17 protein-coding genes are annotated in these 26044 nt (G+C 65.0%); 4 read left to right on the plus strand and 13 right to left on the minus strand.

What is annotated here, in order from left to right; all coding sequences use genetic code 11:
* The first annotated feature begins 30 nt into the window (after window positions 1-30).
* From pks13 to CH290_RS24175, 3 genes are all read left to right on the plus strand, one after another.
* On the plus strand, window positions 31-5091 hold the full coding sequence (pks13, locus tag CH290_RS24165) for a polyketide synthase Pks13 (RefSeq protein ID WP_033189338.1): 5061 nt from the start codon (window positions 31-33) through the stop codon (window positions 5089-5091).
* A 3-nt stretch (window positions 5092-5094) separates the two neighbouring features.
* Window positions 5095-6639 carry an acyl-CoA carboxylase subunit beta gene (locus CH290_RS24170; protein ID WP_033189337.1) on the plus strand — a complete coding sequence of 515 codons (1545 nt, stop codon included), beginning with the start codon at window positions 5095-5097 and terminating at the stop codon, window positions 6637-6639.
* Between the two features lie 122 nt (window positions 6640-6761).
* Complete coding sequence (locus CH290_RS24175) at window positions 6762-7241, plus strand: DUF4265 domain-containing protein (RefSeq protein ID WP_033189336.1); 480 nt, start codon at window positions 6762-6764, stop codon at window positions 7239-7241.
* A 25-nt stretch (window positions 7242-7266) separates the two neighbouring features.
* Here CH290_RS24175 and CH290_RS24180 read toward each other — a convergent pair whose 3' ends face one another.
* The 9 genes from CH290_RS24180 to dprE1 form a co-directional block, all read right to left on the minus strand.
* Window positions 7267-8019, minus strand: a complete 753-nt coding sequence (locus tag CH290_RS24180; RefSeq protein WP_033189335.1) for an ABC transporter permease — start codon at window positions 8017-8019, stop codon at window positions 7267-7269.
* The gene (locus tag CH290_RS24185) at window positions 8016-8732 is read right to left on the minus strand and encodes an ABC transporter permease (protein ID WP_033189334.1); all 717 of its coding nucleotides are present in this window, start codon (window positions 8730-8732) and stop codon (window positions 8016-8018) included. The genes CH290_RS24180 and CH290_RS24185 overlap by 4 nt, the downstream gene beginning before the upstream one ends.
* Complete coding sequence (locus CH290_RS24190) at window positions 8729-9622, minus strand: ABC transporter ATP-binding protein (RefSeq protein WP_033189333.1); 894 nt, start codon at window positions 9620-9622, stop codon at window positions 8729-8731. The genes CH290_RS24185 and CH290_RS24190 overlap by 4 nt, the downstream gene beginning before the upstream one ends.
* 95 nt (window positions 9623-9717) lie before the next feature.
* Window positions 9718-13044, minus strand: coding sequence for an arabinosyltransferase domain-containing protein (locus tag CH290_RS24195; protein WP_020111808.1), 3327 nt, complete (start codon window positions 13042-13044; stop codon window positions 9718-9720).
* Window positions 13045-13116: 72 nt separating this feature from the next.
* Complete coding sequence (locus CH290_RS24200; RefSeq protein ID WP_052083177.1) at window positions 13117-16317, minus strand: arabinosyltransferase domain-containing protein; 3201 nt, start codon at window positions 16315-16317, stop codon at window positions 13117-13119.
* A gap of 105 nt (window positions 16318-16422) precedes the next feature.
* Window positions 16423-18213 carry a hypothetical protein gene (locus CH290_RS24205; protein ID WP_019667142.1) on the minus strand — a complete coding sequence of 597 codons (1791 nt, stop codon included), beginning with the start codon at window positions 18211-18213 and terminating at the stop codon, window positions 16423-16425.
* Window positions 18214-18247: 34 nt separating this feature from the next.
* Window positions 18248-20140: a galactan 5-O-arabinofuranosyltransferase gene (locus tag CH290_RS24210; protein WP_033189331.1), complete on the minus strand. Its 1893-nt coding sequence runs from the start codon at window positions 20138-20140 to the stop codon at window positions 18248-18250.
* Window positions 20141-20905 carry a decaprenylphospho-beta-D-erythro-pentofuranosid-2-ulose 2-reductase gene (dprE2, locus tag CH290_RS24215; protein WP_019667144.1) on the minus strand — a complete coding sequence of 255 codons (765 nt, stop codon included), beginning with the start codon at window positions 20903-20905 and terminating at the stop codon, window positions 20141-20143.
* Complete coding sequence (gene dprE1, locus CH290_RS24220) at window positions 20902-22353, minus strand: decaprenylphosphoryl-beta-D-ribose oxidase (RefSeq protein ID WP_019667145.1); 1452 nt, start codon at window positions 22351-22353, stop codon at window positions 20902-20904. The genes dprE2 and dprE1 overlap by 4 nt, the downstream gene beginning before the upstream one ends.
* A gap of 74 nt (window positions 22354-22427) precedes the next feature.
* Here dprE1 and CH290_RS24225 point away from each other — a divergent pair, with 74 nt between their 5' ends.
* Entirely contained in the window at window positions 22428-22928 is a 501-nt protein-coding gene (locus CH290_RS24225; RefSeq protein WP_080748718.1) for a GtrA family protein, read from the plus strand.
* Between the two features lie 122 nt (window positions 22929-23050).
* Here the strand turns inward: CH290_RS24225 and CH290_RS24230 are convergent, their stop codons facing one another.
* The 4 genes from CH290_RS24230 to CH290_RS24245 are packed head-to-tail and all read right to left on the minus strand — an operon-like array spanning window position 23051 to window position 25990.
* The gene (locus CH290_RS24230) at window positions 23051-23638 is read right to left on the minus strand and encodes a dTDP-4-dehydrorhamnose 3,5-epimerase family protein (protein WP_033189330.1); all 588 of its coding nucleotides are present in this window, start codon (window positions 23636-23638) and stop codon (window positions 23051-23053) included.
* Window positions 23638-24507, minus strand: a complete 870-nt coding sequence (gene rfbA, locus CH290_RS24235; RefSeq protein WP_033189329.1) for a glucose-1-phosphate thymidylyltransferase RfbA — start codon at window positions 24505-24507, stop codon at window positions 23638-23640. The genes CH290_RS24230 and rfbA overlap by 1 nt, the downstream gene beginning before the upstream one ends.
* Window positions 24508-24545: 38 nt before the next feature.
* Window positions 24546-24896, minus strand: coding sequence for a hypothetical protein (locus CH290_RS24240; protein ID WP_230620989.1), 351 nt, complete (start codon window positions 24894-24896; stop codon window positions 24546-24548).
* Window positions 24893-25990 carry a lysophospholipid acyltransferase family protein gene (locus CH290_RS24245; RefSeq protein WP_230620988.1) on the minus strand — a complete coding sequence of 366 codons (1098 nt, stop codon included), beginning with the start codon at window positions 25988-25990 and terminating at the stop codon, window positions 24893-24895. The genes CH290_RS24240 and CH290_RS24245 overlap by 4 nt, the downstream gene beginning before the upstream one ends.
* Window positions 25991-26044: the final 54 nt, after the last annotated feature.

Consider the following 26044-nt stretch of genomic DNA (forward strand, 5'->3'; position numbering starts at 1 on the left):
CGTTTCCTTCTACACGTAACTTGGTGAGTGATGGCTGAACAAGAAACCGACAAGATCCAGCGTGCGGAGGGCGACGGCGACTTGACTGTCGCTCAGCTTCGCGAGTGGCTACGGAACTGGGTCGCCGAGGCAACCAACCAATCACCGGACCAGATCTCCGACGACCGGCCGATGGAAGAGTTCGGCCTGTCCTCGCGTGACGCGGTCGCACTGAGCGGTGAGATCGAGGAGCTCGTCGGAGTCACGCTTACCGCGACGGTGGTCTACCAGCACCCGACGATCGCGTCGCTCGCGAAGATCATCATCGAGGGCGAACCCGAGGTACCCGCGGGCGATGTCGACGACTCCTTCTACACCCGTGGCATCGTCGCCGGAGACTCGCACGACATCGCCATCGTCGGCGTCTCCACCCGTTTCCCCGGAGCAGGCACCACCCCCGAGGAGATGTGGGCCCTGCTCAGCGAGGGCCGCGACGGCATCACCGATCTGCCCGACGGCCGCTGGGAGGAGTTCACCTCCGACCCGGCCATCAAGGCAGCCGTCTACGCCACCGTCACCAAGGGCGGCTACCTGGACGACGTCAAGACGTTCGACGCCGAGTTCTTCGCGATGTCGCCCAACGAGGTCGTCAACGTCGACCCGCAGCAGCGGCTGGCTCTGGAGCTCACCTGGGAGGCGCTCGAGCACGCGCGCATCCCCGCCAGCTCGGTCAAGGGCTCGCAGGTCGGTGTCTTCATCGGCAGCTCGTCCAACGACTATCAGCTCCTCGCCGTCAGCGACCCGAAGGCGCACCCGTACGCCCTGACCGGAACGTCGACGGCCATCGTCGCCAACCGCGTCTCGTACTTCTACGACTTCCGTGGCCCGTCCATCGCAGTCGACACCGCGTGCTCGTCCTCGCTCGTCGCCGTCCACCAGGCCGTGCGCAGCCTGCGTACCGGCGAGTCGGACCTCGCCGTCGCCGGTGGCGTCAACATGTTGCTCGCACCGCCCATTACCGTCGGCTTCGGTCAGACCGGTGTGCTGGCGCCCGACGGCAAGATCAAGGCGTTCTCCTCCGACGCCAACGGCATGATTCGCTCCGAGGGTGGTGGCCTCGTCGTACTCAAGCGGCTCGAGGACGCCAAGCGCGACGGCGACAACATTCTCGCAGTGGTCGCAGGCTCGGCCGTCAATCAGGACGGACGCTCCAACGGGCTGCTCGCACCGAGCCCGGATGCTCAGGCCGACGCGCTGCGCTTCGCCTATCGCGATGCAGGTATCGCACCGTCCGGCGTCGACTACATCGAGGCGCACGGCACGGGAACCATCCTCGGTGACCCCATCGAGGCCGACGCTCTCGGACGTGTCGTCGGACGTGGCCGCGACGCAGACAAGCCGGCACTGCTCGGATCGGCCAAGACCAACTTCGGTCACCTCGAATCTGCCGCCGGTGCAGCAGGTTTGATCAAGGTCGTGCTGGCCATGCAGCAGAATCGTCTGCCTGCCTCGCTCAATTACGCGGGACCGAACCCGTACATCGACTTCGACAAGGCACACCTGAAGGTCATTCCCGAGGGTTCCGAATGGCCGCGCTACACGGGCAAGGCCGTCGCGGGTATCTCCGGCTTCGGCTTCGGCGGCACCAACGCCCACGTCGTGGTGAAAGAGTATGTCGCCGACGAAGTTTCGGAGGGTTTCGATCCGGAGGCGGTTGATCCGGAAGCTGTCTTGGTAGAGGGTGTTTCGCCGGTCTCGGAGATCGAGACCACCGATCCCGTCGCCGAGGCCGAAGAAATTCTGGAGCAGTCCGTTTCGGTCGACGAGACGGTCGTCCTCGCGGTGTCCGCTGCTCTGCCATCGCGCCGTAAGCGCGCCGCATCGGATCTCGCCGACTGGCTCGAGACCGAAGAAGGCAGCACGACGCCTCTTGCGGACGTCGGCCGTGCGTTGGCCAAGCGTAACCACGGGCGTTCGCGTGCAGTGGTTCTCGCGAAGACCCGAGCGGAAGCGATCACGGGGCTTCGTGCCATCGCGGCCGGTAAGCCCGGGCAGGGTGTTTTTTCCGCTGATTCGCCGGCCTCCAACGGTGCTGTGTGGGTGTTCTCCGGCTTCGGCTCGCAGCATCGCAAGATGGCATCGACGCTGTACCGCACCAATCCGATCTTCGCGGCGGCACTCGACGAGGTCGACGAACTGCTGATCGACGAGGCCGGCTACTCCATCAAGGAGATCATCCTCGACGACTCGCAGACGTACGAGTTCGAGAACTCGCAGGTCGGTATCTTCGTCATCCAGATCGCTTTGGCTGCAACGCTTCGTGCGCACGGCGCCGAGCCCGCCGCCGTCATCGGGCACTCGATGGGTGAGGTCGCCGCCGCATACGTCGCAGGCGGGCTCAACCTGGAAGACGCCGTGCGGATCATCTACGCCCGCTCGCGACTGCTCGCCGAGGGCCAGGACGGTCTGGGAGCCGCGTCGCAGGGCGCAATGGCATTGGTGGAGTACACCGCCGACGAGGTCACTGCCCTGACCGATCAGTTCCCGGACGTGGAGCCCTGCGTGTACGCAGCGCCGACGCACACCACCGTCGGTGGGCCTCGTGCGCAGGTGGAAGAACTTGTCACCGTCGCCGAAGCAGCCGGAAAGATGGCTCGCCTTCTCGACGTCAAGGGCGCGGGCCACACGTCCGCCGTCGATCCGCTGCTCGGCGAACTCGCCGCCGAACTTGCAGGCATCGAGCCCAGCACGCTGACGGCCGGGGTCTACTCGTCCGTCGATCTCGAGGCGCACTACCGCGTCGGACACGAGGCCATCCACGGCGTCGACTACTGGGTCAAGGGCATGCGGCACCCGGTGAACTTCACCCAGGCCGTCAATGTTGCTGTCGGAGACGGCCACACGACGTTCGTCGAACTGGCTCCCAATCCTGTCGCGCTGATGTCCGTGGCGGCGACGGCATGGGCTGCCGGTGTTGCGGACTCGACGCTGATTCCCACCTTGAAGCGCAAGGAAGACGAGTCCGAGACGTTCCTCGCTGCCCTGGCGCAGCTGTACGTCCACGGCCATGCCCTGGATCTGCCGACTCTCTTCGCCGAAGGTGGCTACGCTCCCATCCCGCGTACGGCCTACCTCCGCAAGGAGTTCTGGCTGAACACTCGCGTCAATTCCAGTGGTAGCGGCCGTATTCCGGGATCGCACGTCGCCCTCCCGGACGGCAGGCACGTCTGGGAGGTCGAGGCGCCGAGCGTCGAGTCTTTTGGAACTCTGGTCGAAGCCGCGGCAGCGCAGGTCTTCTCGGGCGTTGCGCTCGGTGCATCGGTGTCGCACGCCGCCATCCCGACCGCAGGAACCTTGGTGACCACGCTGACCCCGCACCTCGGGGGAGCGTCCGTCCAGGTGCACGCACACGCGGGCTCGTCGTTCACGTTGCTGCACGACGCCGTCGTGACGTCGGGCGAGGCGCTGCCGGAACCTGTTGTCGCCGAGCCTTCCACGGGTGTCGCGGACCGTGGCCGGCCCGGAGTGGAGGAGTTGCCGGAGGTTGTCGAGGACTTCGGTGATCGTTGGGATCCCAACGGCAACCAGAAGCTCGAAGACCGCCTGGCCATCATCGTCGCCGAGTCCATGGGGTACGCCCCCGAGGACCTGCCTCCCGAGATCCCGCTCATCGAGCTCGGTCTCGATTCCCTGAGCGCCGTCCGCATCAAGAACCGCGTGGAGTACGAGTTCGACATCCCCACTGTTCAATTGCAGGCCGTCCGGGACGCAAACCTCCTCGAGGTGGAGAAGTACCTGCGGTACGCGATCGAGAACCGTGAGGAAGTTCAGGCTCTCGCAGACAAGCAGGCGGCCGAGAAGGAAGCGGAAAAGGAAGCCGAGAAGGCTGCCGAGGCCGGAGCGGGGGCACGGGACGCGGCAGTCGACACCGCGGTCGCGTCGGACGAGGTTGCGACGCCGAGTGCGGAGTACCAGCCGGCGCCGTCCGCGCAGACCGATCTCGGCGGCAAGGAAGCTTTCGCGGAAGCAGCGGGATCCGATGTTCCGCCACGTGACAACGCCGAGCGCATGACGTTCGCGACGTGGGCTGTGGTGACGAAGGAATCCGCCAAGGGCATCTTCAACACGCTCCCGATTCTCGACGACGAGACCGCGGAGAAGTTGGCGGCGCGCCTCACCGAGCGGGCCGGCGGCGAGATCACCTTCGACGACGTGCTGGATTCGGAGACGATCGAGCAGCTCGCGGACAAGGTGCGTCCGCACCTCGAGGGCGGAGAGATCGACGGTCTCGTCCGCAATCTGCGTCCGCGTCCGGAAGGATCCACCGCGACACCGGTGTTCGCGTTCCACTCGGCCGGCAGCTCGACGGTCGCGTACGAACCACTGCTGCGCAAGCTCCCTGCGGGTACGCCGATGTACGGGTTGGAGCGCGTCGAGGGGCCGATTTCGGTCCGTGCGGCGGAGTACGTTCCGCTGATCAAGGCGATCCAGCCGGAGGGCCCGTACGTCTTCGTCGGATGGTCCCTCGGCGGCATCCTGGCCTACGAGGTCGCCCGTCAGATGGAGGAAGAGGGCATCGAGGTCGCGTACGTCGGACTCCTCGACACCGTCATGCCGGGTGCGAAGATTCCCGACACCAAGGACGAGGTTCGTCGTCGGTGGGAGCGGTACGCGAAGTTCGCGAAGAAGACGTACGACGTCGACTACCCGATTCCGTACGACAAGCTCGTCGAAGCCGACGACGAAGGCCAGATCCGGATCATCACCGATCTGGTCAAGCTCAGCGGCGCCAAGATCCCGGGCGGAATCATCGAGCACCAACGCACGTCGTGGCTGGACAACCGCGCGATCGAAACAGCGGAGCTCAAGCCGTACGGCGGCCCGGTGACGCTGTACATGGCGGACAAGTACCACGACGACGCCATCGCGCTCGAGCCTGCCTACGCCACTCGTGAGGATCACGGCGGCTGGGGACCGGTCGTGAAGGATCTCGAGATCGTGCAAATCGGAGGCGACCATCTCGCCGTCGTCGATGAGCCGTACATTGGACGAATTGCGGCACACATGACGAAGAAGCTCGATGAGATCGAGTCGCTGAGAACCGGAGACTAAATCTTGACTGGTACTACCGCCGAAAAGTTGGCCGACTTGCGGGCCAACCTCGAACTTGCCAAGGAACCGGCAGGTGAGATCGGTATCGCCAAGCGCGCGAAGAAGGGCATCCCCAGTGCCCGGCAACGCATCGACATGCTGCTCGATCCCGGCAGCTTCGTCGAGATCGGCGCCTTGGTGAAAGCGCCCAACGACCCGTCGGCTCTCTACAGCGACGGTGTCGTCACCGGTCACGGAACAGTCGACGGTCGCCCCGTCGCCGTCTTCTCGCACGACCAGACGGTGTTCGGCGGAACCGTCGGTGAGATGTTCGGCCGCAAGGTCGCCGGCGTGATGGACTTCGCCATCAGGGTCGGATGCCCGGTCATCGGCATCAACGACTCCGGTGGCGCTCGCGTGCAGGACGCCGTGACGTCCCTGGCCTGGTACGCCGAACTGGGGCGTCGCCACGAGCCGCTGTCCGGAATGTGCCCGCAGATCTCGGTCATCCTCGGCAAGTGCGCAGGCGGTGCCGTCTACGCGCCCATCAACACCGACGTCGTGGTCGCCACCGAAGAGGCGTACATGTTCGTCACCGGACCGGACATCATCAAGTCCGTGACCGGCGAGGACGTCAGCCTCGACGACCTCGGAAGTGCGCGCAAGCAGGCGCAGTACGGCAACGTGCACCACGTCGCGCCCGACGAGAAGGCTGCGTTCGACTGGGTTCGCAACTACCTCAGCTACATGCCGTCGAGCTGCCAGGAAGACCCACCCGTCGTCAACCCGGGTCTCGAACCCGAGGTGACGGACTCCGACCTGTCGCTCAACAAGATCATGCCCGACGCCGACAACGCCGGTTACGACATGCACGACATCATCCTTCGGCTGTTCGACGACGGTCAATTCCTGGAGATGTCGTCGGAGATCGCACCCAACGTCATCACCGGTCTGACCCGTGTCGACGGCCGGTCCGTCGGTGTCGTCGCCAACCAGCCGATGTACCTTTCCGGTGCGCTCGACGCCGACAGTGCCGACAAGGCAGCACGTTTCGTGCGCATCTGCGACGCCTACAACATTCCGCTGGTCTTCCTCGTCGACACACCCGGCTTCCTCCCCGGCGTCGACCAGGAGAAGGTCGGCGTCATCAAACGCGGTGGCCGATTCCTGTTCTCCTACATCGAAGCATCGGTACCCAAGGTCACCGTCGTCGTCCGCAAGGCCTACGGCGGCGGTTACGCCGTCATGGGTTGCAAGCAGCTCGGTGCCGACATCAACTTCGCTTGGCCCACAGCGCGTATCGCCGTCATGGGTGCCGAAGGTGCCGTCAACATCATCGGCCGCAAGCAGATGGCCGCCGCAGGAGAGAACGCTCCCGCCGTGCGTCAGCAGCTCATCAACTTCTACAACGAGCACGTGGCCACTCCCTGGGTCGCCGCGGAGCGTGGCTACATCGACGCCGTCATCGAGCCCTCGAGCACCCGCCTCGAGCTCCGCAAGGCGCTGAAATTGCTGAAGGACAAGGAAGTCTTCAAGAACCCACGGAAGCACCACCTGTTCCCGATCTGACTGTTGCTGGGTGGCTGCCCCCTACCGCATGCTGAGCAAGGACCGCCGTCGCTCCCTCGGTCCACGTTTCCGGTGCCTGATGTGTCGGTGAAGAGTTCGAGGTGGTCTGGCATGCTGTCCGAATGACTGCGGGGCGTGAAACGACGGCATTGGTGAAGGTGGTCTTCGAGCTGCCCAGGACCGAGGACAACTGGCCACCTGTGGGTTCCGAGCGTATGTGGGCGATACCCCGTGGTGACGATCTCGTCGAGCTCAACAACACGCCGTTCTTCGTTCGGGGCGCTGCCGAAGGCGACATCGTCCGTGTCGAGGAGAACGCGGACGGCGAACTCGTCGTCCAGGACACCGTCGAACCGTCGGACAACTGCACGGTCAGAGTCATCCCGTTGCGGGACGGCGGGGAGACCCTTCAGTCGGTGATGGACGTGTTCGGGGAACTGGGTGCCGAAGGCGAAGGCGCCGAACAGTTCAACTTGCTCGCTTTGAATCTTCCGTCGTCGGTCGACCATGGTGCCATCAAGCAACTGCTGATGGCAGGCGCGGCCGACGGCCGATGGGACTGGGAAGGTGGCGCGCTCACCCAGGAATTTCGCGACGCCTGAACGCGTGCCTGGGCCCGTCACGTGATCAGGAACGACCATCCCGACGGTCGAGGATTCTGCTCGAGCCGACAATTGCCACCGCAGAGAGAAATATGGTCGCGCCGACGACGGACAGGGTGGATGCCGCGGTGAGCGAGCCACCGTCTCCGAAGGTGCCGGTGGCGAGTTGTGTTGCGCGCGAGACCAACGCATGCGGCAGTACGACGATGGCGGCACCGACGTCGGCGGTGAGCAGGAATGCCGAGACGCCTGCGCCGACGAGCGCAAGGGCAATCGGTACGGCGAAGGATCCGACGAGCATCGACAGTGCGGACTGCACTGCGGCCAGCGGAACCGCCGCGAAGATGGTCAACCCGGCGGCGATCCACAACGGCGCGGGCAGTGGTCCGTCCAGTCCGAACACCAGTTTGCCGACGACGAGGACTGTTGCGACCATCGACACCTGCATGGCAGCGGTAAGGAGTGCCACGACCGAGGTCTTGGCGACGACGATTCGTAGCGAGGGGGCCCGGCCGCTCATCAGGAAATTCCAGTTCCCCCTGTCGTGCTCGGGTTTCCAGATCAGCGATGCCAGGAGGGCGACTCCCAGTGCGAGCGGGAAGAGGCCGTGGAACACCACCGTTCGCAACCAGAGTGTGTGCCAACCGTTCTGAAGTTGTTCTCCGGACAGAACTGTGTTGAATGATCCGACTCCGACTATCAGGATGGGCAGCAGGATCACGACGGTCAGGCTCTGGGATCGTTTGAGTTTGATCAGTTCGGCGGCAACGGTGTTCATGCCAGAAACTCCTGTCGATCGAGCCGAGCCGTGACGAACAGAAACAGTGCGACGCCGACGACGGCGAGCCCGGCCACACTGGTGTAGGACGGGGACAGTGTCATGACGTGGTCGCCTCGGTAGTCCGCGGCGGACGCGAGTGCGTAGTATCCCCACGGTGTGAGATGTGCCAGCCACGAGGGAAATCCGGATGCGCAGATCGCGACGACGGTGCCCAGAACGCCGATTCCCAGCGAGATCAGCTGGTTGACCGCGAGTGTCGAAACCGTCAGGTGCAGCGTCAGGACCGCGAGATTGACGACGACCATCGCGCCTGCGTAACCGAGCCATGTCCACAGCGGCTTCGTTCCGCCGAGTAGCGCACCGAGGGAGACGGCCACGACTGTCGCCGTGGTGACGACGAGTCCAGCGGATACCACCTTGGCACGTAGGAGTTCACCGAGGGTCACTCCGGTGGCGCGACTGAGAAGCCATCCGTTGCCGTGATGTTCGATGTCGATGGTTCGGCTTGCGACTACGGCGATCATGAGCGGCGAGACGAGAGGAAACGCGAGGGACAGTCCGGCGAGGGACAGTGCCGAGGCGTGCTGTGCGGCATTCCCTGTCATCGTTCCGACGACGGTCAGCGCGACGATGCCGGCGGTCATCGACGCAGCAAGGGCCACGAGGTGCAGATGCCGCAGTTTGGCGAACTCGTTGCGTAGTACGTTCACAGTCTTCCGCCGCTCGTGAGGTTCATGAAGACGTCGTCGAGTGACTGCTCGTCTCGCCGGACTCCGTAGACCCCGGCTCCGGATGCGACGAGTTCGCCGACGACGTGGGCGGTGTGAAGGTCGTCGACGGATGGGATACGCAGCGTCTCTCGATCCCGAAGCTGTTGTTCAGCAGTGGAATTGGGGTTGTCTGAACCGAGGATGTCGATGACGACGTCGGGAGTGGAGGCGGCAAGAAGTTGGTCGCGGCTGCCTTGGAAGATCAGTCGCCCCTCGCTGAGAATTCCAAGTACGTTCGCCGTCTTGTCGATCTCGCCGAGGAGGTGCGACGACACCATGACGGTCACTCCGTGCTCGGCGAGATGCTTCAGCAGGGCTCGAATTTCCTCGATTCCCGCGGGATCCAGTCCGTTGGTGGGCTCGTCGAGCACGAGAAGTCGGGGTTCCCGGGCCAGTGCCATGGCGATTCCGAGTCTCTGCTTCATTCCGAGTGAGTAGTTCTTCACCTTCTTGTTCAGTTGGTCCTGCAGTCGAACGGTGGCGACGGCGCGAGTGATCTGGTCGTCGGTCGAGCCCAGGTATCGTTGCACGATCTTCATGTTCTCTGCGCCCGTGAGGTGACCGTAGCCGGGTGGTGATTCGATCAACGAACCTATCCCGGTGAGCAATTCGCGTCGGGTGTCAGAGTTCATCGGTCGACCGAACACTTCCACTTCACCGGAAGTCGGCCGGATCAGAGACAGCAGCATTTTCATCGTCGTCGACTTGCCCGATCCGTTGGGACCGAGGAAACCGTAGACGCAGCCCTCGGGAATGGCGAGGTTCACGTCGTCGACGACGGTGTGGTTGTCGTATCGCTTGACGAGGCTGTGAGTTCTGACGATGTCCATGCCTCGACCCTGCCGCGGATCGAGGATGGAATCATCCGTCCAGAGGATCAATCACGAGTACTACCGCGGTATGACCCGGTGAAGGGCAACGAGCTCTACCGATCGAACACCCTCAAGTTCCCTGGCGTCCAGAAGCCGGACCTGGTGACTTCGTTGGTGTCGAGTGTTGCCGGTACGGCGCCGGGGTAGTACTGCTCGTACCGTTCGAGCGAGCCCCAGTCGCGAGCCCAGTCGCGGTCGAGGTACGTCGGGACGGTGACGGGACGGGCGAGGAGTTCGCTCCAGCCGAGGGGGCCGCCGTTGTCGCCGGACTGCCAGGTGTCGGTGGAGCTGACGGCCAGTGGGCGGTCCGGGAGGATGCGGTATCCGGGTACTTCGGCGACGCCGTATTCGTGGTCGAACGGGCGCTGGCAGGGGAACTGCAGTCCTACGGCCCAGTCGAGCAGTACGGGCTGTTCGCTACCGATGAGGTCGTTCAGCTTCTCCAGCTGAGGTACTCGCGGTGGCGTGAATGCGAACCACTGGTCGCCGGTGAGGTTGGGGTCGTTGGCGACGATGCGCACGGCGTCGGCGTCGGCGGGCAGGTCCGCGATGGGGATGCGGAGGTTGCGCCACGACGGTGCGGGTCCGATGTCGCGGGGCAGGTAGGTGCCCTTGACGTCGACGGTTCCGTTGGGCTGACGCGTGCCGTACTCGACGAGGAGCGACTGGCCGTATGTCATGGCGCCCGTGTCGTCGTAGGACAGGATGCGGCCTGCGGCGGACACGACGATCAGCGGTGCGCTGTCGGAGCGCTCGGGCAGTGAGTACCAGCTCGAGGTCGCCGACGCGGGTTCCTGGATGCCTGGCTGGTAGGAGCCGAGGACGGGGGTGGTGGCCGGGTCCAGTCCGAAGGGCAGGGCTGCGGTGGAGCCGTTGACGCCGAGGGCGCCGATGCCGCCGCCGGTGCCCGAGCTCTGGCCTTCTTCGAATGCGGGTCCGACGCTCTGCTGGTCGGTGTTGCCCTGTCCGGGTTTCACCTCGACGGCGTCGGCGCTGAGGTCGGTGGGAATTCCGTTGGGGGTGAAGCCCGATGGGGTTTCACCTCCGAGTGGGCCGGTCTGTGGGTCGAACGCCGACGGGATGGGGTTCAGGATGCCGGCGTTGGGGTTCGATTCCACCAGCACGTCGTTCGCGAGGCCGCACGAGTTGCCGGTGAGGGCCTGGACGTTCGAGCGTGCGAGCGAGTAGGCGGGGTACTGGGACACTGCTCCCTTGACGAGGGAGAGGACTTCGAACAGCACCATGAGCCCGGCGATCACCGTCAGCGGTGCGGCGGCGAATTTCTTGATGCGCCTGCCTCGTTCGCTACCGGCACGGGGTTGTGGCGGTGCGTAACCCTCACGGAGGTACTGCCATCCCGCCAACGCGAGTGCGGCGGCGAAAAGCACGAGGAACAGGGTGTTGGATTCGTTTCCGCCGAGCGAGACGGTCTTGTCGAACCACGGCACGCCGTAGCTCGACACGTACCAGTACCCGTTGATTCCCGAGAACGCCAGTGCCAGCACGAACATCAGGCCGGCGAGGAATATCGTTCGGTTTCGGCGAGACCTCAACGCGCTGGCGGAGATCGCGACGGCGGTCAGCGCGGCGAGGCTGCCCGCGATGCCTGCGTACGACCCGAAGTGGTGGGTCCACTTGGTCGGGTTGAACATCATGAAGAAGATCGTTCCGAACACGACGCCGATGAGACGCCAGGCCGGTCCGTTGGAGATTCCGGGAACTCGCCTGCGTCGCAGCAGGATGAACAGCGTCGAGAACAGGCACAGCAGCATCACGAGGAATGCGAAGCGGCGAGCGACGGAACCGTCGACCGTTTGGACGAACAGATAGTAGTAGCGCAGGAAGTCCTGGTACCACTGCTCGTTGGGGCCGATTGCCGTGCGCACACGCGTCGACTCCATGACCGTCGCGTAGGTCTGATCGGCGAAGACGACGACGAGGACCAGGAAGCCGGCGGCAGCGAGCGGTGCGAGAAGCGGCAGGGTGCCGACCAGGCGGTGGCGTCGAACGACGATGCGCGCCATGGGCCGCGCTCCGGCCAACAGGGCAGCGACACACATCAGGCCCGTCGGCGCCGAGGCGAGGGTGAACGCGCCGATCAGGAACGCCGTCGCAGCAGGAAGCAGTCGGCCGGTGGCGATGGCCCGTTCGATGGAGCACCACGTCAGGAGGGCGCCGAGCGCGACGATGGGCTCGGGGCGGAGGCCGTTGTTGTAGGGCAGCCAGAACGCGAGGAACACGAGTCCGCCGGTCCACAGCGCCACGTTGGACTTGCGTACTGCACGGCCGAGACGCGGGACGACCTCGCGGCTGATGACCATCCAGCAGAGAACGCCGGCGATCAGGGCTGGCAGGCGCATCCAGGGGCTGGCGGTGGAGATCTTCGCGAAGACGGCGAGGACGTCGTAGTACCACCCGAACGGGGCCTCGGGGACTCCGAACCAACGGAAGTAGTTGGCCATGTAGCCCGACTGGTCCGCGGCCCGAGCCATGGTCAGCAGGTAGCCGTCGTCCGAGGTGTTGGCGCCGACGAAGTGCCAGCCGACGAGGACTCCGACGACGGTGACGTCGACTCCGGTGAACTTCCACCAATGCGACGGGAAGAACCGTCGGTGACCGCGTCCGTCGATGCCGTCGAGGCGACCGAGGGCGGTGACGGCGATGATCGTGCAGACCACCGCGAGAATCATCGCCAGCAGCTTCAGGATCGTCGGGCTGGAGGAGAAGCGCGAGTCGACGTCGATGGTGACGTTCAGTCCGGCGGGTGCGGCGCCGTCGAGGTCGGTGAAGACGCCGACGACCTGGGGCCGCAGGTCACCGTCGAGACGTCCGGTGCGTTCGAGGCCTTCGTCGTCGACGAGGCCGGTGAACGATGCCGAGGTGTAGTCGATGTTCGAGGTGATCTCGATGGAGCTGCAGGCTGCGCCCTGTACGTCCTCGCGCGGTGCCGACGCGACGACGACGTTGCGGTCCAGTACGTCGACCGAACCCTCGTTCACTCGCACGAACAGGCTGTTGAGCGCGGCACCCTCGCCCTGAGGCGGCGCAGTGGCGAGCAGCAGCCCGCCCTGCGGGGGTAGTGCGGCCACCGCGGAACACGGGATGGTCGCGGTCAGGGAGATCGGCGCCTGCGAGACGAGCGGGGCGTCGATGTCCTGGATCGAGCCCGATTCCGGCCACGAGATGGTCGACGTCGTCTGCACGACGGGCAGGAACGGCGTCAGGAGAGCCAGGACGGCACCGAGAAGACCCGTGACGATCGCGACCAGACGCGTCGTACGCACCGTGGATCGCAGATCGGTCCCGGTGCCCTTCGACACCGAACCCTTCGGCTGGGGGGCGTCGGGCACGGCGGGAGAATCATTCACGGCGTCGGGCACGGTTGTCGATGTTATTCGAACGTGATCGGTTCACCGCACCCGCATCGCGATGAAACCGGCTGTATGCCGGTTTCATCCGACCCTTATCGGACCTTCGGTCTCCCACCCGCTGCGGGTGACGGTTCCGACCGTCAATTCTGCCGGCGTCGCCGACGTGTCCAGTGGGATGAATCTCTCGAGCGAGCCCCAGTCGCGATCGAGATCATTGTTCAGATAGGTCGGGACAACCTGGGCGGACAGCACGAGTTGTTGCCAGCCGAGCGGCCCACCGCCGAAGGCGTCCATCACCGGACTGTGTGCGGCGGCACCGCTGCGGTCCGGCAGGATGCGGTACTCCGGCAGTTCCGCGACGCCGTCCTTGTGGTCGAACGGGCGCTGGCACGGGAAGCCCAGTGCGACGGTCCAGTCCAGCATGACGGGCACGTCGGGTCCGATGACGTCGACGAGTGGGGTCGTGCGGGGGATCCGCGGCGGCGTCACGGCGAGCCATTGATCCGGTGAGATGTCGCCGTCGGTTGCGACGAGGCGGATGCGGTCGGCTTCACGTGGGATGTCCGACAGGGGCACGCGCAGGTTGCGCCACGACGGCTGGGGCCCGATGTCGATCGGGGTGACGCGGCCGAGGACCTGATCGCCCGCGGCGTACTCCACCTCGAGCGGCTGGCCGGAGGCCACGATGCCGTCGGAGTCGACGGATCGGATGCGCCCGGCGGCGCTGATCGCGATGAAATCGTTGCCAGGAGCGGAGCCCGCGGATCGACCCGATCGGTCCGCATCCGACGGAAGGGAGAACCATTCGGTTTCGAGGGTTGCGGGTTCCGCGGTGTCGGCGCCGTAGCTACCGAGGACGGGCGTGCGCGACGGGTCGAGCCCGAACGGCAGTGCGACGGAGCTTCCGTTGATGCCGGTGGCTTCGGTGGTGCCGCCTTGGGTGCCGGAGGAACCTGCGGAGGTGGGTCCCTGAGTGTCGGAGTCGGTGCCGCTGTCGGGGTCGTTGCTGAATCCGCGGGTGCTCTCCTGGGAGACGTCTTCTTCGTCGGCGGTGAGATCGTTGGGGATTCCGTCGGGGGTGAAGCCGACGGTGTTCGGTCCGGCCAGTGCATTCTGGACGGTGGAATCGATCGGTGTCAGCATCGAGCTGTTCGGATCTTCTTCGACGAGAACGTCGTTCGCGAGGGAGCAGGAGTTGCCTGCGAGCGCGTTCAGGTTGGAGCGGGCCACCGAGTACGCCGGGTACTGGGCGACGATGCCTTTGGCGAAGGACGCGAGCTCGAACAGTACGACGAATGCGGCCATCACCGTCAGCGCGGAGACTCCGAAGCGTGCGGAACGGGTGCTGGTTCGGTACGGCGCGCGGAGGTGTTGCCAGCCTGCGTACAGCAACGCGAGCACGGTCAGTCCGAGGAAAATGGTGGAGAAGCCTTTGCCGAGGATCATCGGAGGCTTGTCGAACCAGGGGATTCCGTAGCTCGAGACGTACCACCAGCCGTTGGAGCCGGTGAACGCGAGCGCGGCCAGGAACAGCACGGCAGCGGTGAACAGAGTGCGGTTGCGTGCGTTGTCCCGGGTGGCCGACGCGACGGCGACCGCCGCGACGGCAGCGAGCGATGCGGCCAGGCCCGCGTAGACACCGAAGTGGTGGGTCCACTTGGTGGGAGTGAACATCATCAGGGCGAGGGCGCCGATCACGATGCCGACGATGCGCCTGGACGGTCCGATCGCGACGCCGGGGATGCGGCCGCCTCGTCGGAGCATGACGACGATGGTGACGATCACGCACAGGATCATCGCGAAGACGGCGAAGCGCCGTGCGAGGGAGCCGTCGGGGGTGATCTCCATGAGGGAGTCCCAGCGTGCGCGCTCGTTGAACCAGGCGACGTTCGGTCCGACGGCTGCGCGGGCGCGGGTGGCTTCGAGGACTGTCGAGACGGTCTGGTCGGCGAACACGGCGGCGACGATGACGACTCCCGACGCCAGGATCGGGGCCAGGACGGGTGCGTAGCCGACGATGCGGGCGCGGGCGATGACGATGCGCACGAGGGGGCGTCCGCCGGCGAGGAGCGCGGCAACGCAGATCAGACCCGTCGGGCCTGCGGCGAGCGAGAACGCGGCGATGAGGACCGCGACGGCCGCGGGCAACAGTCGGCCGGTCGCGACGGCGCGTTCGATGGAGCACCACGTCAGCAGGGCGCCGAGAGCGATGATCGGCTCGGGTCGCAGGCCGTTGTTGTAGGGCAGCCAGAAGGCGAGGAACACCAGGCCAGCGGTCCAGATCGCGACCTTGTTGGAGCGGACGGCGCGACCGAGACGCGGGATGACCTCGCGGCTGACCACGGCCCAGCACACAAGCGCGGCGATCAGCGCCGGCAACCGCATCCACGGGCTGGCTGTGGAGATCTTCGCGAACGCGGCGAGCATGTCGTAGTACGGCATCCCGAACGGTGCTTCGGGGACGCCGAACCAGCGGTAGTAGTTGGCCATGTACCCGGCGTGCTCGGATACGCGTGCCATGGTCAGCAGGTAGCCGTCGTCGGAGGTGTTGGCGCCGATGAAGTGCCACACGGCCAGTACTGCGATGACGACCCCGTCGACGACGGTGATGCGGAGCCACCGTGCCGGGAAGAAGCGGCGGCTGCTGCGTTCGTCGAGCAGATCGAGTCGGTGCAACGCGACGAGCGAGATGATCGTGAAGATCACCGCGGCGGCCATCGCGAGTTTCTTCAGAACGGTGGGGGTCGAGGAGAAGCGGGAGTCGATCTGGACGTCGACGTTCAGGTCCGCCGGTGCGGCACCCTGCAGTTCGGTGAAGATTCCCACGGTCTGGGGACGTGCGTCGCCGTCGATCGTTCCGGTGACGTCGGTGCCCGTCGCCGACGCGGTCGTCGACGTATCGGTCGAACTGATGGTCACCGACGAGCACGACGCGAGTTCGGCGTCGGTCAGCGACAGCAGAACCTTCTCGCGCAGGACGGCCTGCAGGCCGGAATCGGTGCGGGAGACGACGAGGCCGACGCCCTGGGCGTCCGGTGCGCCGGGAGCGGTGGTCGAGAGTACGAGCGTGCCGGGCGCTGCGGAGGCGATGATGTTGCACGGAATCGTGGCATCGAGCGACAACGGCGAGTACGAGACGAGCGGAGCCTCGACCGAGTTCAGCGTTCCGTTCTGCGGCCAGCTGATCGACGCCGAGTCCTGGGTCACCGGCAGCAGCGGCGTCAGAATCGCGGCGAGGACTGCGATGACACCGGAGACGACGGCAACGACTCCCGCCGACATACGCGTCGACGACGATGCTTCAGGGGGCTTCGGTGCGGTGGCTGCAGCGGTGGACACGATTGTCGATGCTAGGGCACAGCCCCGACCCACCCCTTTTCCTGCAGGTCAGCGGGCGAAGTCCCGCACGTCCCAGATCCACACACCGTCGTGGTACTCGGCATCGAAGCCGAGGAGTTCGTCGACGGTGTCGCGTAGCTGGGTGCTGTTGCGGCCGGGTTGGAGGACGACGACGTCGGCGCCCCAGAATCGAAGATCGGCCCGAGCGTCGGCCTGCTGCTGTGGTGTGACGTCCGGGACGGTGCCGGAGTTCCGCACGGACCCGAGCAGCAGGGCCGTCGGCCGATCCACGGCGCCGTACTTGGCTTTGCGTTCGACGTTGTCACCCGGCCCGACGAAGTATCCACCCGCGAGCGGGAAGCCCATGTCGGCTTCGATCTGCCAGTGCAGGGGACGAGCGTCCTCGGGACGGGGGAGGGGCACGGTGACGACGGATCCGTCGTCGACGTAGTTCTTCCATTCACCGCTGGCGAAGAAGGACGGCGTCGACGCGCGTTCGACGGTGTCGAGTGGCGTCGGAAGCAGTGGCACCAGCGCGAGTGCGAGAGCGATCGACCACAGTGCCGGAATCGGCCGCAGTCCGGCCTTGAAGGCCTTGTCGGTGGCCAGTACCAGCAGAAGCGCCAGTGCCGGAACGGCGGCGAGCGCGAAGCGCGTTTCCAGGATCGACTCGACCAGTGGGGTGTCGGCGAGCCATTCCCACGGCAGTGCGATCTCGGTGTTGTTCTTGCCGATGATCAGCTCGGACCCGAGGGACAGCACGGCGACAGCGACGGCGGTGGCCGCGGCCGCTCGGGCGCAGGCGACCCGCCACAGCCAGACCGCGGCGACCCCCGCGAGCACCAGGAGGGGCCACCCGAAGTAGGCGTTCTCTTCCGTCGCGTTGATCCGGACGTTCTGACCGGGGGTCGCGACGCCGCCGATGGATTGCGTCGGGAACTGGGTGAGGGCTTTGGCGTCGTTGCCCATCGCGCCATGTTCGAGGAACGAGTAGCTCTGCGGGCCGAAGAACTGCCAGTACAGAGGGAACGCGACGAGGGCGATCGCGAGCGCAGCCGCCAACGGCAGGCTTGTCGCCGAGTTCTTCACGGCCGGCCACAGGCTGCGCGGCTTACCGACGTAGTAGACGACGGCGAACAGTCCGAACGCGATCGCGAAGATCAGCAGGGGTTCTTCTCCGAGCATGATCTGCAGCGCGACGACGAGTCCGAGCGCGATGGTTCGTTTCGCCGTCGGGCCGTCCTGGGCGGTGCGGACGACGAGAGCCGCGATGACCGGCAGCAGGAAGAGTACGACGAAGTTGGGGTGGCCGTTGGCGTGGGAGATCATGCCCGGCGCGAAGCCGCACAGTGCTCCACCGAGCGCCGACGACGGTCGCGACGCCCCGAGCGTGCGTGAGAACAGCCAATACCAGGCGTACGCAGTGCCTGCGAGACCGATGGTCAACGCGATGGCCCAGGTGACAGTCGGGCCGAACAGCAACGTCACGGGTGCGAGCGGGATCGACAACCCGAACATGGCCGTGTTGGCCATCAGGTTCACCCCGAGCGGAAAGTTCTGCAGATCGCTCGACATCGGGTTCTCGAGGTGCGCGACGGAATGCGCAGCCACCGCGAAGAACCATTCCCACATGGCCTGGTCCTGGCCACTGTTGTAGAGATAGCCACTACCGAGGTTCCGCCACTGTCCCTGCAGCACGAAGAGAGCGACGACGGTGAAGGCCGACGCAGCCGCGACATCGGCTCGATCGGCACGCCGAAGACGGGTGGAGAGCGCCCCGATTCGCCGTGCCGGGGCGGTCCGCGGCTGCTCGAGAACAGTCTGGTCCGAGGTAGGCATCGGTTGAACGTTACGTGAACGTTATGTCATTTGCCTATGTAGCGCGGGTGACCAGCGCGAACGGCCCGATATCGGTGACCTGGAACCGCGGATCCTCGAACAACGACTCGTCGAACGTGACCGTGTAGCGACGAACGTTCGGATCGTTCGGATAGACGTCCTCCGCCAACCGCAAGGTGTAACCGTCGGCGCCGCGGCGGAACAGGAAGGCGTCGGGCGCCTGCCACCGGCTCTCGTCGAGCTTGGTGACCAACTCGTCCGGGGTCTCGGCCGTCGTCCAGTCCTCGATGGCCGCGGCGCGCTGGTCGAACTGAGCGAGCGGGTTGGCGTAGTGCGACGTCAGCCCCTGGAAGCCGAAGTACGGGTAGTAGCTGAGGAACGAGGTGTCGGCCGTCAGGACGATCGTCTCGTCTCGGGGCCTGCCGACCTGCTCGGTGATCGCTCGGTCGACCTCGGAGTAGTAGGACACCGCACTCGGTGGGCGCTTGTCGGCGCGGTTGCCGTCGCCGTCGGTGTCCGAATACGCGACGGTGATCTCCGACTGCAGAACCTGAGGGATGTTCTGTGCGAACGCAAGTGCACCGATCGTCGCCACCGTCACCGCGGCGACCTTGAACCGCGACGGTTCACCGACTGCCTGGTAGATGGCCTTCGCGCCTTCGACGAAGCCGAAAACGCCTGCCGCTCCCAGCAATACGATCAGTACGGCTTCCAGGCGGAAGCTGAGCAGTGTCGTGCCGGCAACGGTCGCCGCCATGGACAGCAGCGTCCACAGATACACGGAGACGACGCCGATGCTCAACGCCTGTGCTCGACGCGACGTTGCCGTCCTGACGGCGAGCCACAGGGTCCCGGCCATGGTCAGCGCACCGAGCAGGGAGAACTCGAACATCGGGAACGGCAGCTCGGCACCGGCCTCCGGGAGGTAGTGCAGCGCAGTACCCGACGTCGCAGGTGCTCCGGTCAGTGCATCGACAAGATAGGGAGCCCAGACCGTCAGTGCGACAAGTCCTGAAATCGCGGCGATCACAACGAGGCGAACAGCAACCGGAATTGCTGCACGCCAAGTTTTGTGAGCGCGAACATTCAGAAACGCCGACACAACGGCCATGAGCGTCACCGCAAACGCCGCCACACCCAGATACAAGGTGTAGAACGTTGCCGCGAGGCCGAGAAACAGACCCGTCCCGACGACAGCTCCCCAGCCCCAGTTACTCGATCGCTCGGGCTCGTCGGGAACCGGCCGATTCAGCGCGCCCCACGCGAGTAGGAGTGCAGGCGCGACAAGCAGCGCGATGACGGCACTGTAGGCCTCCGGGGAGGCGTAGGCGACGACGAGTGCGGTGGTGACGGCCGAGACGGCTACCGCGAGGTCGGCGCGGACCAGTTGGCGCCAGAGCGTGTAGGCGACGACGGCTGTGACGGCGAGAAATCCGATTGCGAACGGCTTGAACACTTCCCAGCCGTCCATGCCGAGCAGGTTCCCGACGCGTCCGCCGATCCAGAACCATCCGGCCGGGTAGAACGGTGGGATGTCCGGGTACGTCATGTCGCGCAGCGCAGGCGAATCGGTGAGGCGCGTCAGGTACTCGGTTCGAAACTCCTGGTCGACGGATATGCCGAACAGATAGAGCTTCGTCGCCGCCAGAGGCATGCCGAGCGTGACCGTCACGAACCCCGAAAGCCCGCCCCACGTCAACACTTTCGCGAGCCACGCAAGGATGCCGCGTCGGTACAGCACGATCGCCGTGGCCAACAGGGCGACGCACAGTACCTGCCCGAGCGTCGTCAGCGCACGGGTGACGTTGGACGAGTTGAACGCAGGCCACTCGACGAGTGAGAACGCGAACAACCCGACCGCCGCCACCACAGCTGCGACTAGAGCGGCCAGTACACCGTCGACGGCTGTGCCGAGCGCTCGTTTCATCTAGATGGGGAGTTTGCGGAAGATCGGACGCGGCACGTGCCGCAGAGCGATCATGACGAAGCGGAAGGGGCCCGGTGCCCAGACCAGATCCTTGCCCTTCTGCGACGCTGCGACGGCGAGCTTCGCGATGTCTTCCTTGTCCACCGTCAGAGGTGCTTCCTTGACGTGGGCGCTGAACTTGGTGCGCACCATGCCCGGGCGGATGACGGTGACGCGAGGGCCGAACTCACGCAACGCTTCTCCGAGCCCGAGGTAGAACCCGTCGAGACCCGCCTTGGTGGAACCGTAGACGAAGTTGGATCGGCGCACGCGCTCGCCCGCCACCGAGGACATGACGATGATGCGTCCGTATGCCTGGGCCTTGAACTTCTCGGCCAGCAGAACACCGACCGACACCGACGCGGTGTAGTTGATGTTCGCCGTCAGGACGGCCTTGCGCTGGTTCTGCCACAGCTCTTCGGCGTCGAAGTCCACCGCGAACGCGACGATCGCCACGTCGACGTCACCTTTGGACCACGCCTCCTCGATGACCTTGGGGTGCGACTCGGTGTCGAGTGCGTCGAAATCGATGACGTCGACATCCTTGGCGCCCTTGGCTTTCAACTGAGCAACCGACGCATCCCGGAGCGGGTCGTTCGGCAAGGCCGCGAGGATCACGCGCGCCGGCGACTTGGACAGGTACTCCTCGGTGATGGCGAGACCGATCTCGCTCGTTCCACCGAGTACGAGAATGGTCTGCGGATTGCCCACAGCGTCGATCGTCACAGCAGTTCCAACCTTCTGGCCATATCGGAGGCGAAAACGCCCGTGGGGTCAACGGATCGGCGGACCTTGATCCACTCGTCGATCCGCGGGTACATCGAATGGAACGTCTCCGCATCGGTGCGCGAGTCCTTGGCGGTGTACAGCCGGCCGCCGAACTCGAGCACGCGCTTGTCGAGTTCGCGCACGAACTCGTTCAGGCCCGGCTTGATGGGGAAGTCGACGCAGATGTTCCAGCCGGGAATCGGGAAGCTCAGTGGCGCTTTGTTTCCGGGGCCGAACAGCTTGAAGACATTGAGGAAGGAGTAGTGCCCCGACTTCTGGATGTCGACGATGATCTTCTTGAACTCACCGACGGCCTCGGGCGGCACCACGAACTGGTACTGCAGGAAGCCGTTCGAGCCGTAGGCACGGTTCCACTCACCGAACATGTCGAGCGGATGGTAGAACGCGGTGAGGTTCTGCACCTTGTTCCGGTAGTTGCCTGCCTTGAGGTACCAGGCCTGACCCACTGCACTCAGCGTGAACTTGTTGGCGAGTCCGTTCGGGAACACGTCCGGGAACGTGACGAGTGGCTTTGCGTTGAACCGCAGCGGATCCTTCTGCAGCTTCGTCGGCAGCTGATCGAGCTTTGCCAACGATCCACGTGAAACAGCGGCGCGACCGAGCTTGGGCGGCGCGGCGATGGCGTCGAACCAGGCGCTCGAGTAGTCGTAGTTGTTCTCGCTGCCGTCGCTGTGCAGGGCGATGGTCTCGTCGAGCGTCTGCGTGACGTCACCGTCGGCGATGAAGTAGGCCGTCTCGGTCGGCGTCATCTCGATGGTTGCCCGCAGGATGATGCCGGTCAGACCGTTGCCGCCGACCGTCGCCCAGAAGAGCTTCGAGTTCTTTCCCGACGGCGTGAGGTGACGAATCTGGCCGTCCGCGGTCAGCAGCTCCATCGAACGCACGTGGTTGCCGAAGCTACCGGCACTGTGATGGTTCTTACCGTGGATGTCCGTGCCGATTGCGCCGCCGATGGTGACCTGACGCGTGCCCGGCAGCACCGGAACCCACAGCCCGAACGGCAGAGCGGCGCGCATCAACTGATCGAGGTTGACGCCGCCGTCGACGTCGACGATCCGCGTCGTCGCATCGATGCTGTGAATACCGTTCAGCGCATTCATGTCGACGACGAGGCCGCCGGAGTTCTGCGCGTTGTCGCCGTACGACCGACCGAGGCCGCGAGCGATGACGCCGCGACGCAGGTGGGCGGGCTTGCTGTCGTTCTGCTCCGCGACCTGCTTCACAGCGCTCGCGATGAGCTCTGGATCGGAGGTCGAGAGCACCTCACTCGTCGAGGGCGCGGTGCGTCCCCAACCTGTGAGTGTGCGGGTCTGCGTGGGTAGCGGCGCAGTGTTCCCGGCCTGTGGTTCCAGGGGGAAGAGTGCGTCGTCGGCTGTCGTGGACATCGTCGTTGAGGGTACCTGTTCGATCGGGTCGCTCCGCAGGCTGCGCTCCCTGCTCGTCATGACGGCTAGTCTCAGTGATCGTGTCCACCCCGCAGAACGACGACTGGCCCGCCGAAGCGTCGGAGCCGCAGCATCACGTGCCGCTGCCCGTCGAACTCCCACTGACGGAGAACATCGCCGACGAGGCCCTCGACCTCAATACCCAGATCGTCCGGTTCCTGGCAACGGGTGTGCTCTCTGCCGTCGTCGACCAGGGCGTCAACCTGCTGCTTCACTTCGTGTTCGGTGTCGGTGTGACGCTGGCGAAGGCAATCGGCTTCGTCCTGGGCACCACGACGGCCTACCTCATCAACCGGCGCTGGACATTCAAGGCAGCACCGTCGCGCGCCCGCTTCTTCGCGGTCGTGGTGCTGTACGCCGTCACCTTCGCCGTCCAGGTCGGTATCTACACCTGGCTTTACCAGGCATTTCCCGACGGTTTCTGGTTCGCGAACCTCGCCTTCGTCGTCGCCCAGGGCACCGCAACGGTCATCAACTTCATCGTCCAGCGGGCCGTGATCTTCAAAATCCGCTGACGCTCCCGGTGACCGAACGGCACATTCGCTCCGCGTGTCCGCGGGGGGATGAAAGGCGCGCGTGCGGCACCTCCCGGTGACCGAATGAGCCGTTCGGTCCCGACGCCCCTGGATCGAGGTGGTCAGCCTTGGTAGGTGGGGAGGTAGCCGTCGGCGATGGCTTGGGCGAGGGAGGGTGCGGCGCGGTCTTTGTCGGAGAGTTGGTACTCGAGTACCGATCCGTCGCGGGCGTGGGTGGGCCAGTTGATACCCAGGTCCGGATCGAGTGGGTTCAGATCGCGGTCCAACGACGGGGTGTACTCGATCGAGCACAGGTACATCACGGTCGAGCCGTCTTCGAGGGACAGGATGGCGTGCCCGAGACCTGCCGGCAGGAACACTGCGCGGCGGTCGACGTCGTCGATGAGCACGCTGTCCCACTGCCCGAAGGTCGGCGAACCCACCCGCAGGTCGACGATCACATCCAAGAATGCGCCCTTGACGCAGGTGACGTACTTCGCCTGCCCGGGCGGGGTGTCGGTGAAGTGGATACCGCGCAGCACCCCGGCCGCGGATACCGAGCAGTTCGCCTGCTGCAGTTCCAACGGCCCGCCCACTGCGTTCTCGAAGGCGGAGGATTTGAACCATTCGAAGAACACGCCGCGATCGTCGCCGAACTGTCGTGGGGTGAACTCGTAGGCGCCGGGGATAGTCAGTTCACGAAAGCTCATCACTTGCCTCGCGCCAGTAGATCGAGCAGGTACTGCCCGTATCCGGATTTGACGAGTTTCTCGGCTCGTACTCGTAGTTCGTCATCGGTGATGAAGCCGCGTCGCCAGGACACTTCCTCGGGTGCCCCGATCTTCATGCCCTGACGTTGTTCGATGGTGCGGACGTAGTTGGAGGCATCGAGCAACGAGTCGAAGGTGCCGGTGTCGAGCCAGGCGGTACCACGCGGAAGCACTTCGACAGCCAACTTGCCTGCCTCGAGGTAGTGGCGGTTGACGTCGGTGATCTCGTATTCCCCGCGTGCGGACGGCGCGAGATCGCGGGCGATCGCCAGGACGTCGTTGTCGTAGAAGTACAGGCCGGGGACGGAGAAGTTCGATTTCGGTGCGGTGGGTTTTTCCTCGAGGGAGATGGCCTTGCCGTCGGCGTCGAATTCGATGACGCCGTAGGCGCTGGGGTCCTTGACTTCGTAGGCGAAGACAGCGCCGCCGTCGATGCCTTCGAATCGCGAGAGCTGGGAGCCCAGTCCGGTGCCGTAGAAGATGTTGTCGCCCAATACGAGTGCGGCGCTGTCGGTGCCGATGTGGTCGGCGCCGAGGACGAAGGCCTGGGCGAGGCCGTTGGGCTCGTGCTGGACCTGGTAAGTCAGGTTGATTCCGAATTGTGAGCCGTCGCCGAGGAGTCGTTGGAACTGATCGGCGTCCTGTGGGGTGGTGATGACGAGGATGTCGCGGATGTTGGCGAGCATCAGGGTCGAGAGGGGGTAGTAGATCATCGGTTTGTCGTAGACCGGGACAAGCTGCTTGCTGATGCCGACCGTGATCGGATGTAGACGCGAGCCCGTGCCGCCCGCCAGAATGATTCCCCGCATATCGGGAAGTCTCCCAGACGGGACCTGGTCGTGCGCGCTCACTGCCAGGGGATGCTGTACGGCTCGTCCTCCTGCGGCAACGGCCAGTGACGGGGCCAAACGATTCTGGGGTCGGCCTTCATCTGTTCGACTTCTGGTGGGATCGGTACGGCATCGAACTCGATCCGGTCCCATGTCGTGCTGCCCGACGCCACCCTCACGCCGTACGTCTGGAGTTCCGGGCTTGCTGTCCTTGCCTGTGAGAGGCGTTCGAGCAATGCCTCGTCGACGACGACAGGGCCCTGGTCCACACGGATCGGTGTGGCATCGGCGCGGAGTCGAGCTGCGCGCAGGCGGTCGACGGCGTCGAGCACTCTCCTGTACTCGGGAGTGTTCCTGGGATCGGTCATACCGCGTCCTGCCACGGTTGGTCGCCTTCGCCGACGGAGAATTGTTGGTCAGGCGTGTCGAGGACTGGGGTTATGTCGGCGGTTCTGCCTGCGTCGACGGCAGTTTTGCCCTTGTCCAGAGCCTCGTTGAACGGCTGGAGGTACTTGTCGATCGTGCGGCTGACCTGACCTTCCGGGTCGATGATCGCGTCGAGGAACAGTCCGAACTGGTCGACAAGTTCTTCGATTCTGCGCACGAGATCCATCGTCAGGTCCATCGTCTGTCTCAGTATGTCGACGATCGCTCCGAGCTGCCAGGCTGTCCCGAGGACAGGAACTTTCTTGAGCGCCACTTTCATTGCTGCGGAGCCGGACCCGAGATCTACCTCGGCCTCCAACATCTCGGCGAACTTCCTCACGACGGTCTGGACGCCCTCGCGAATTTCCTCGGCGATGGCTTCGGAGATGGCGTGGATCGTGCGACCGCACGAACCTTCCCAGTACATGGCTGCAATCTGTCGACCGGAATACTCGGTGAAAGCTTGGGCGGCCTGGCCATCCCAGTAGTCGTCGACGCGCCGGACGCCACGCTCGAGTGATGCGGCGGCAGCTTCCATTGCGCTGCCCGCGATGTCGAATGCTTCTCCAGCTCGTCTGATCTCGTTCCAGTTCCCGCTCAGCGGTGTGGTGACTTCAGTCAGGGGGCTCCAAGTGGTGAGTTCGAAGATCGTCTCGTCCACGTCGCCCAGCCAGCCTGCAGCCGCTTGAATGACCTCACGGGTGTCGTCCACGGCGGGATTTGCTGGCGGATAGTCGATTCCGTCGGGGTGGCCGTAGTCGGCGGCATTGACGTAATCGTCGACATTTCCCACCGCGGCGGTCTTCGAATTACCCAGCTGCGGAACAGGTACAGGGACAAGATCGGTGTGAGCGTTCAGTTGGTCGTATGTTTCCTTCTCGGCATCGTGATAGAGCCATGCTGCTTTTCGGAGTTCGTCTCCGATGTAGGTGCAGTTGGCCGATAGGTGGACGTGCCTGCTGCGCGTATTCTCTTGGTAAAGAGCAATGGACGGTGCAAGCCGCTGCAGAATCTGACCGGGGATTGTATCGCTCAAGCCCGCGTGATCTCCGATATAGCGATGGCATGCCATCGTTCGTAGACCTATCTC

Origin of the sequence: Rhodococcus sp. 06-156-4 (assembly GCF_002259345.1) — a bacterium.
Classification (GTDB): domain Bacteria; phylum Actinomycetota; class Actinomycetes; order Mycobacteriales; family Mycobacteriaceae; genus Rhodococcoides; species Rhodococcoides fascians_E.

Coding starts and splice junctions, on each gene's coding strand:
- rfbA (WP_033189329.1), bottom strand. CDS start 24,507: ATGCGGGGAATCATTCTGGCGGGCGGCACGGGCTCGCGTCTACATCCG.
- CH290_RS24230 (WP_033189330.1), bottom strand. CDS start 23,638: ATGAGCTTTCGTGAACTGACTATCCCCGGCGCCTACGAGTTCACCCCA.
- CH290_RS24190 (WP_033189333.1), bottom strand. CDS start 9,622: ATGGACATCGTCAGAACTCACAGCCTCGTCAAGCGATACGACAACCAC.
- CH290_RS24180 (WP_033189335.1), bottom strand. CDS start 8,019: ATGAACACCGTTGCCGCCGAACTGATCAAACTCAAACGATCCCAGAGC.
- pks13 (WP_033189338.1), top strand. CDS start 31: ATGGCTGAACAAGAAACCGACAAGATCCAGCGTGCGGAGGGCGACGGC.
- CH290_RS24210 (WP_033189331.1), bottom strand. CDS start 20,140: ATGAAACGAGCGCTCGGCACAGCCGTCGACGGTGTACTGGCCGCTCTA.
- CH290_RS24175 (WP_033189336.1), top strand. CDS start 6,762: ATGACTGCGGGGCGTGAAACGACGGCATTGGTGAAGGTGGTCTTCGAG.
- CH290_RS24240 (WP_230620989.1), bottom strand. CDS start 24,896: ATGACCGATCCCAGGAACACTCCCGAGTACAGGAGAGTGCTCGACGCC.
- CH290_RS24200 (WP_052083177.1), bottom strand. CDS start 16,317: ATGTCGGCGGGAGTCGTTGCCGTCGTCTCCGGTGTCATCGCAGTCCTC.
- CH290_RS24205 (WP_019667142.1), bottom strand. CDS start 18,213: ATGCCTACCTCGGACCAGACTGTTCTCGAGCAGCCGCGGACCGCCCCG.
- dprE1 (WP_019667145.1), bottom strand. CDS start 22,353: ATGTCCACGACAGCCGACGACGCACTCTTCCCCCTGGAACCACAGGCC.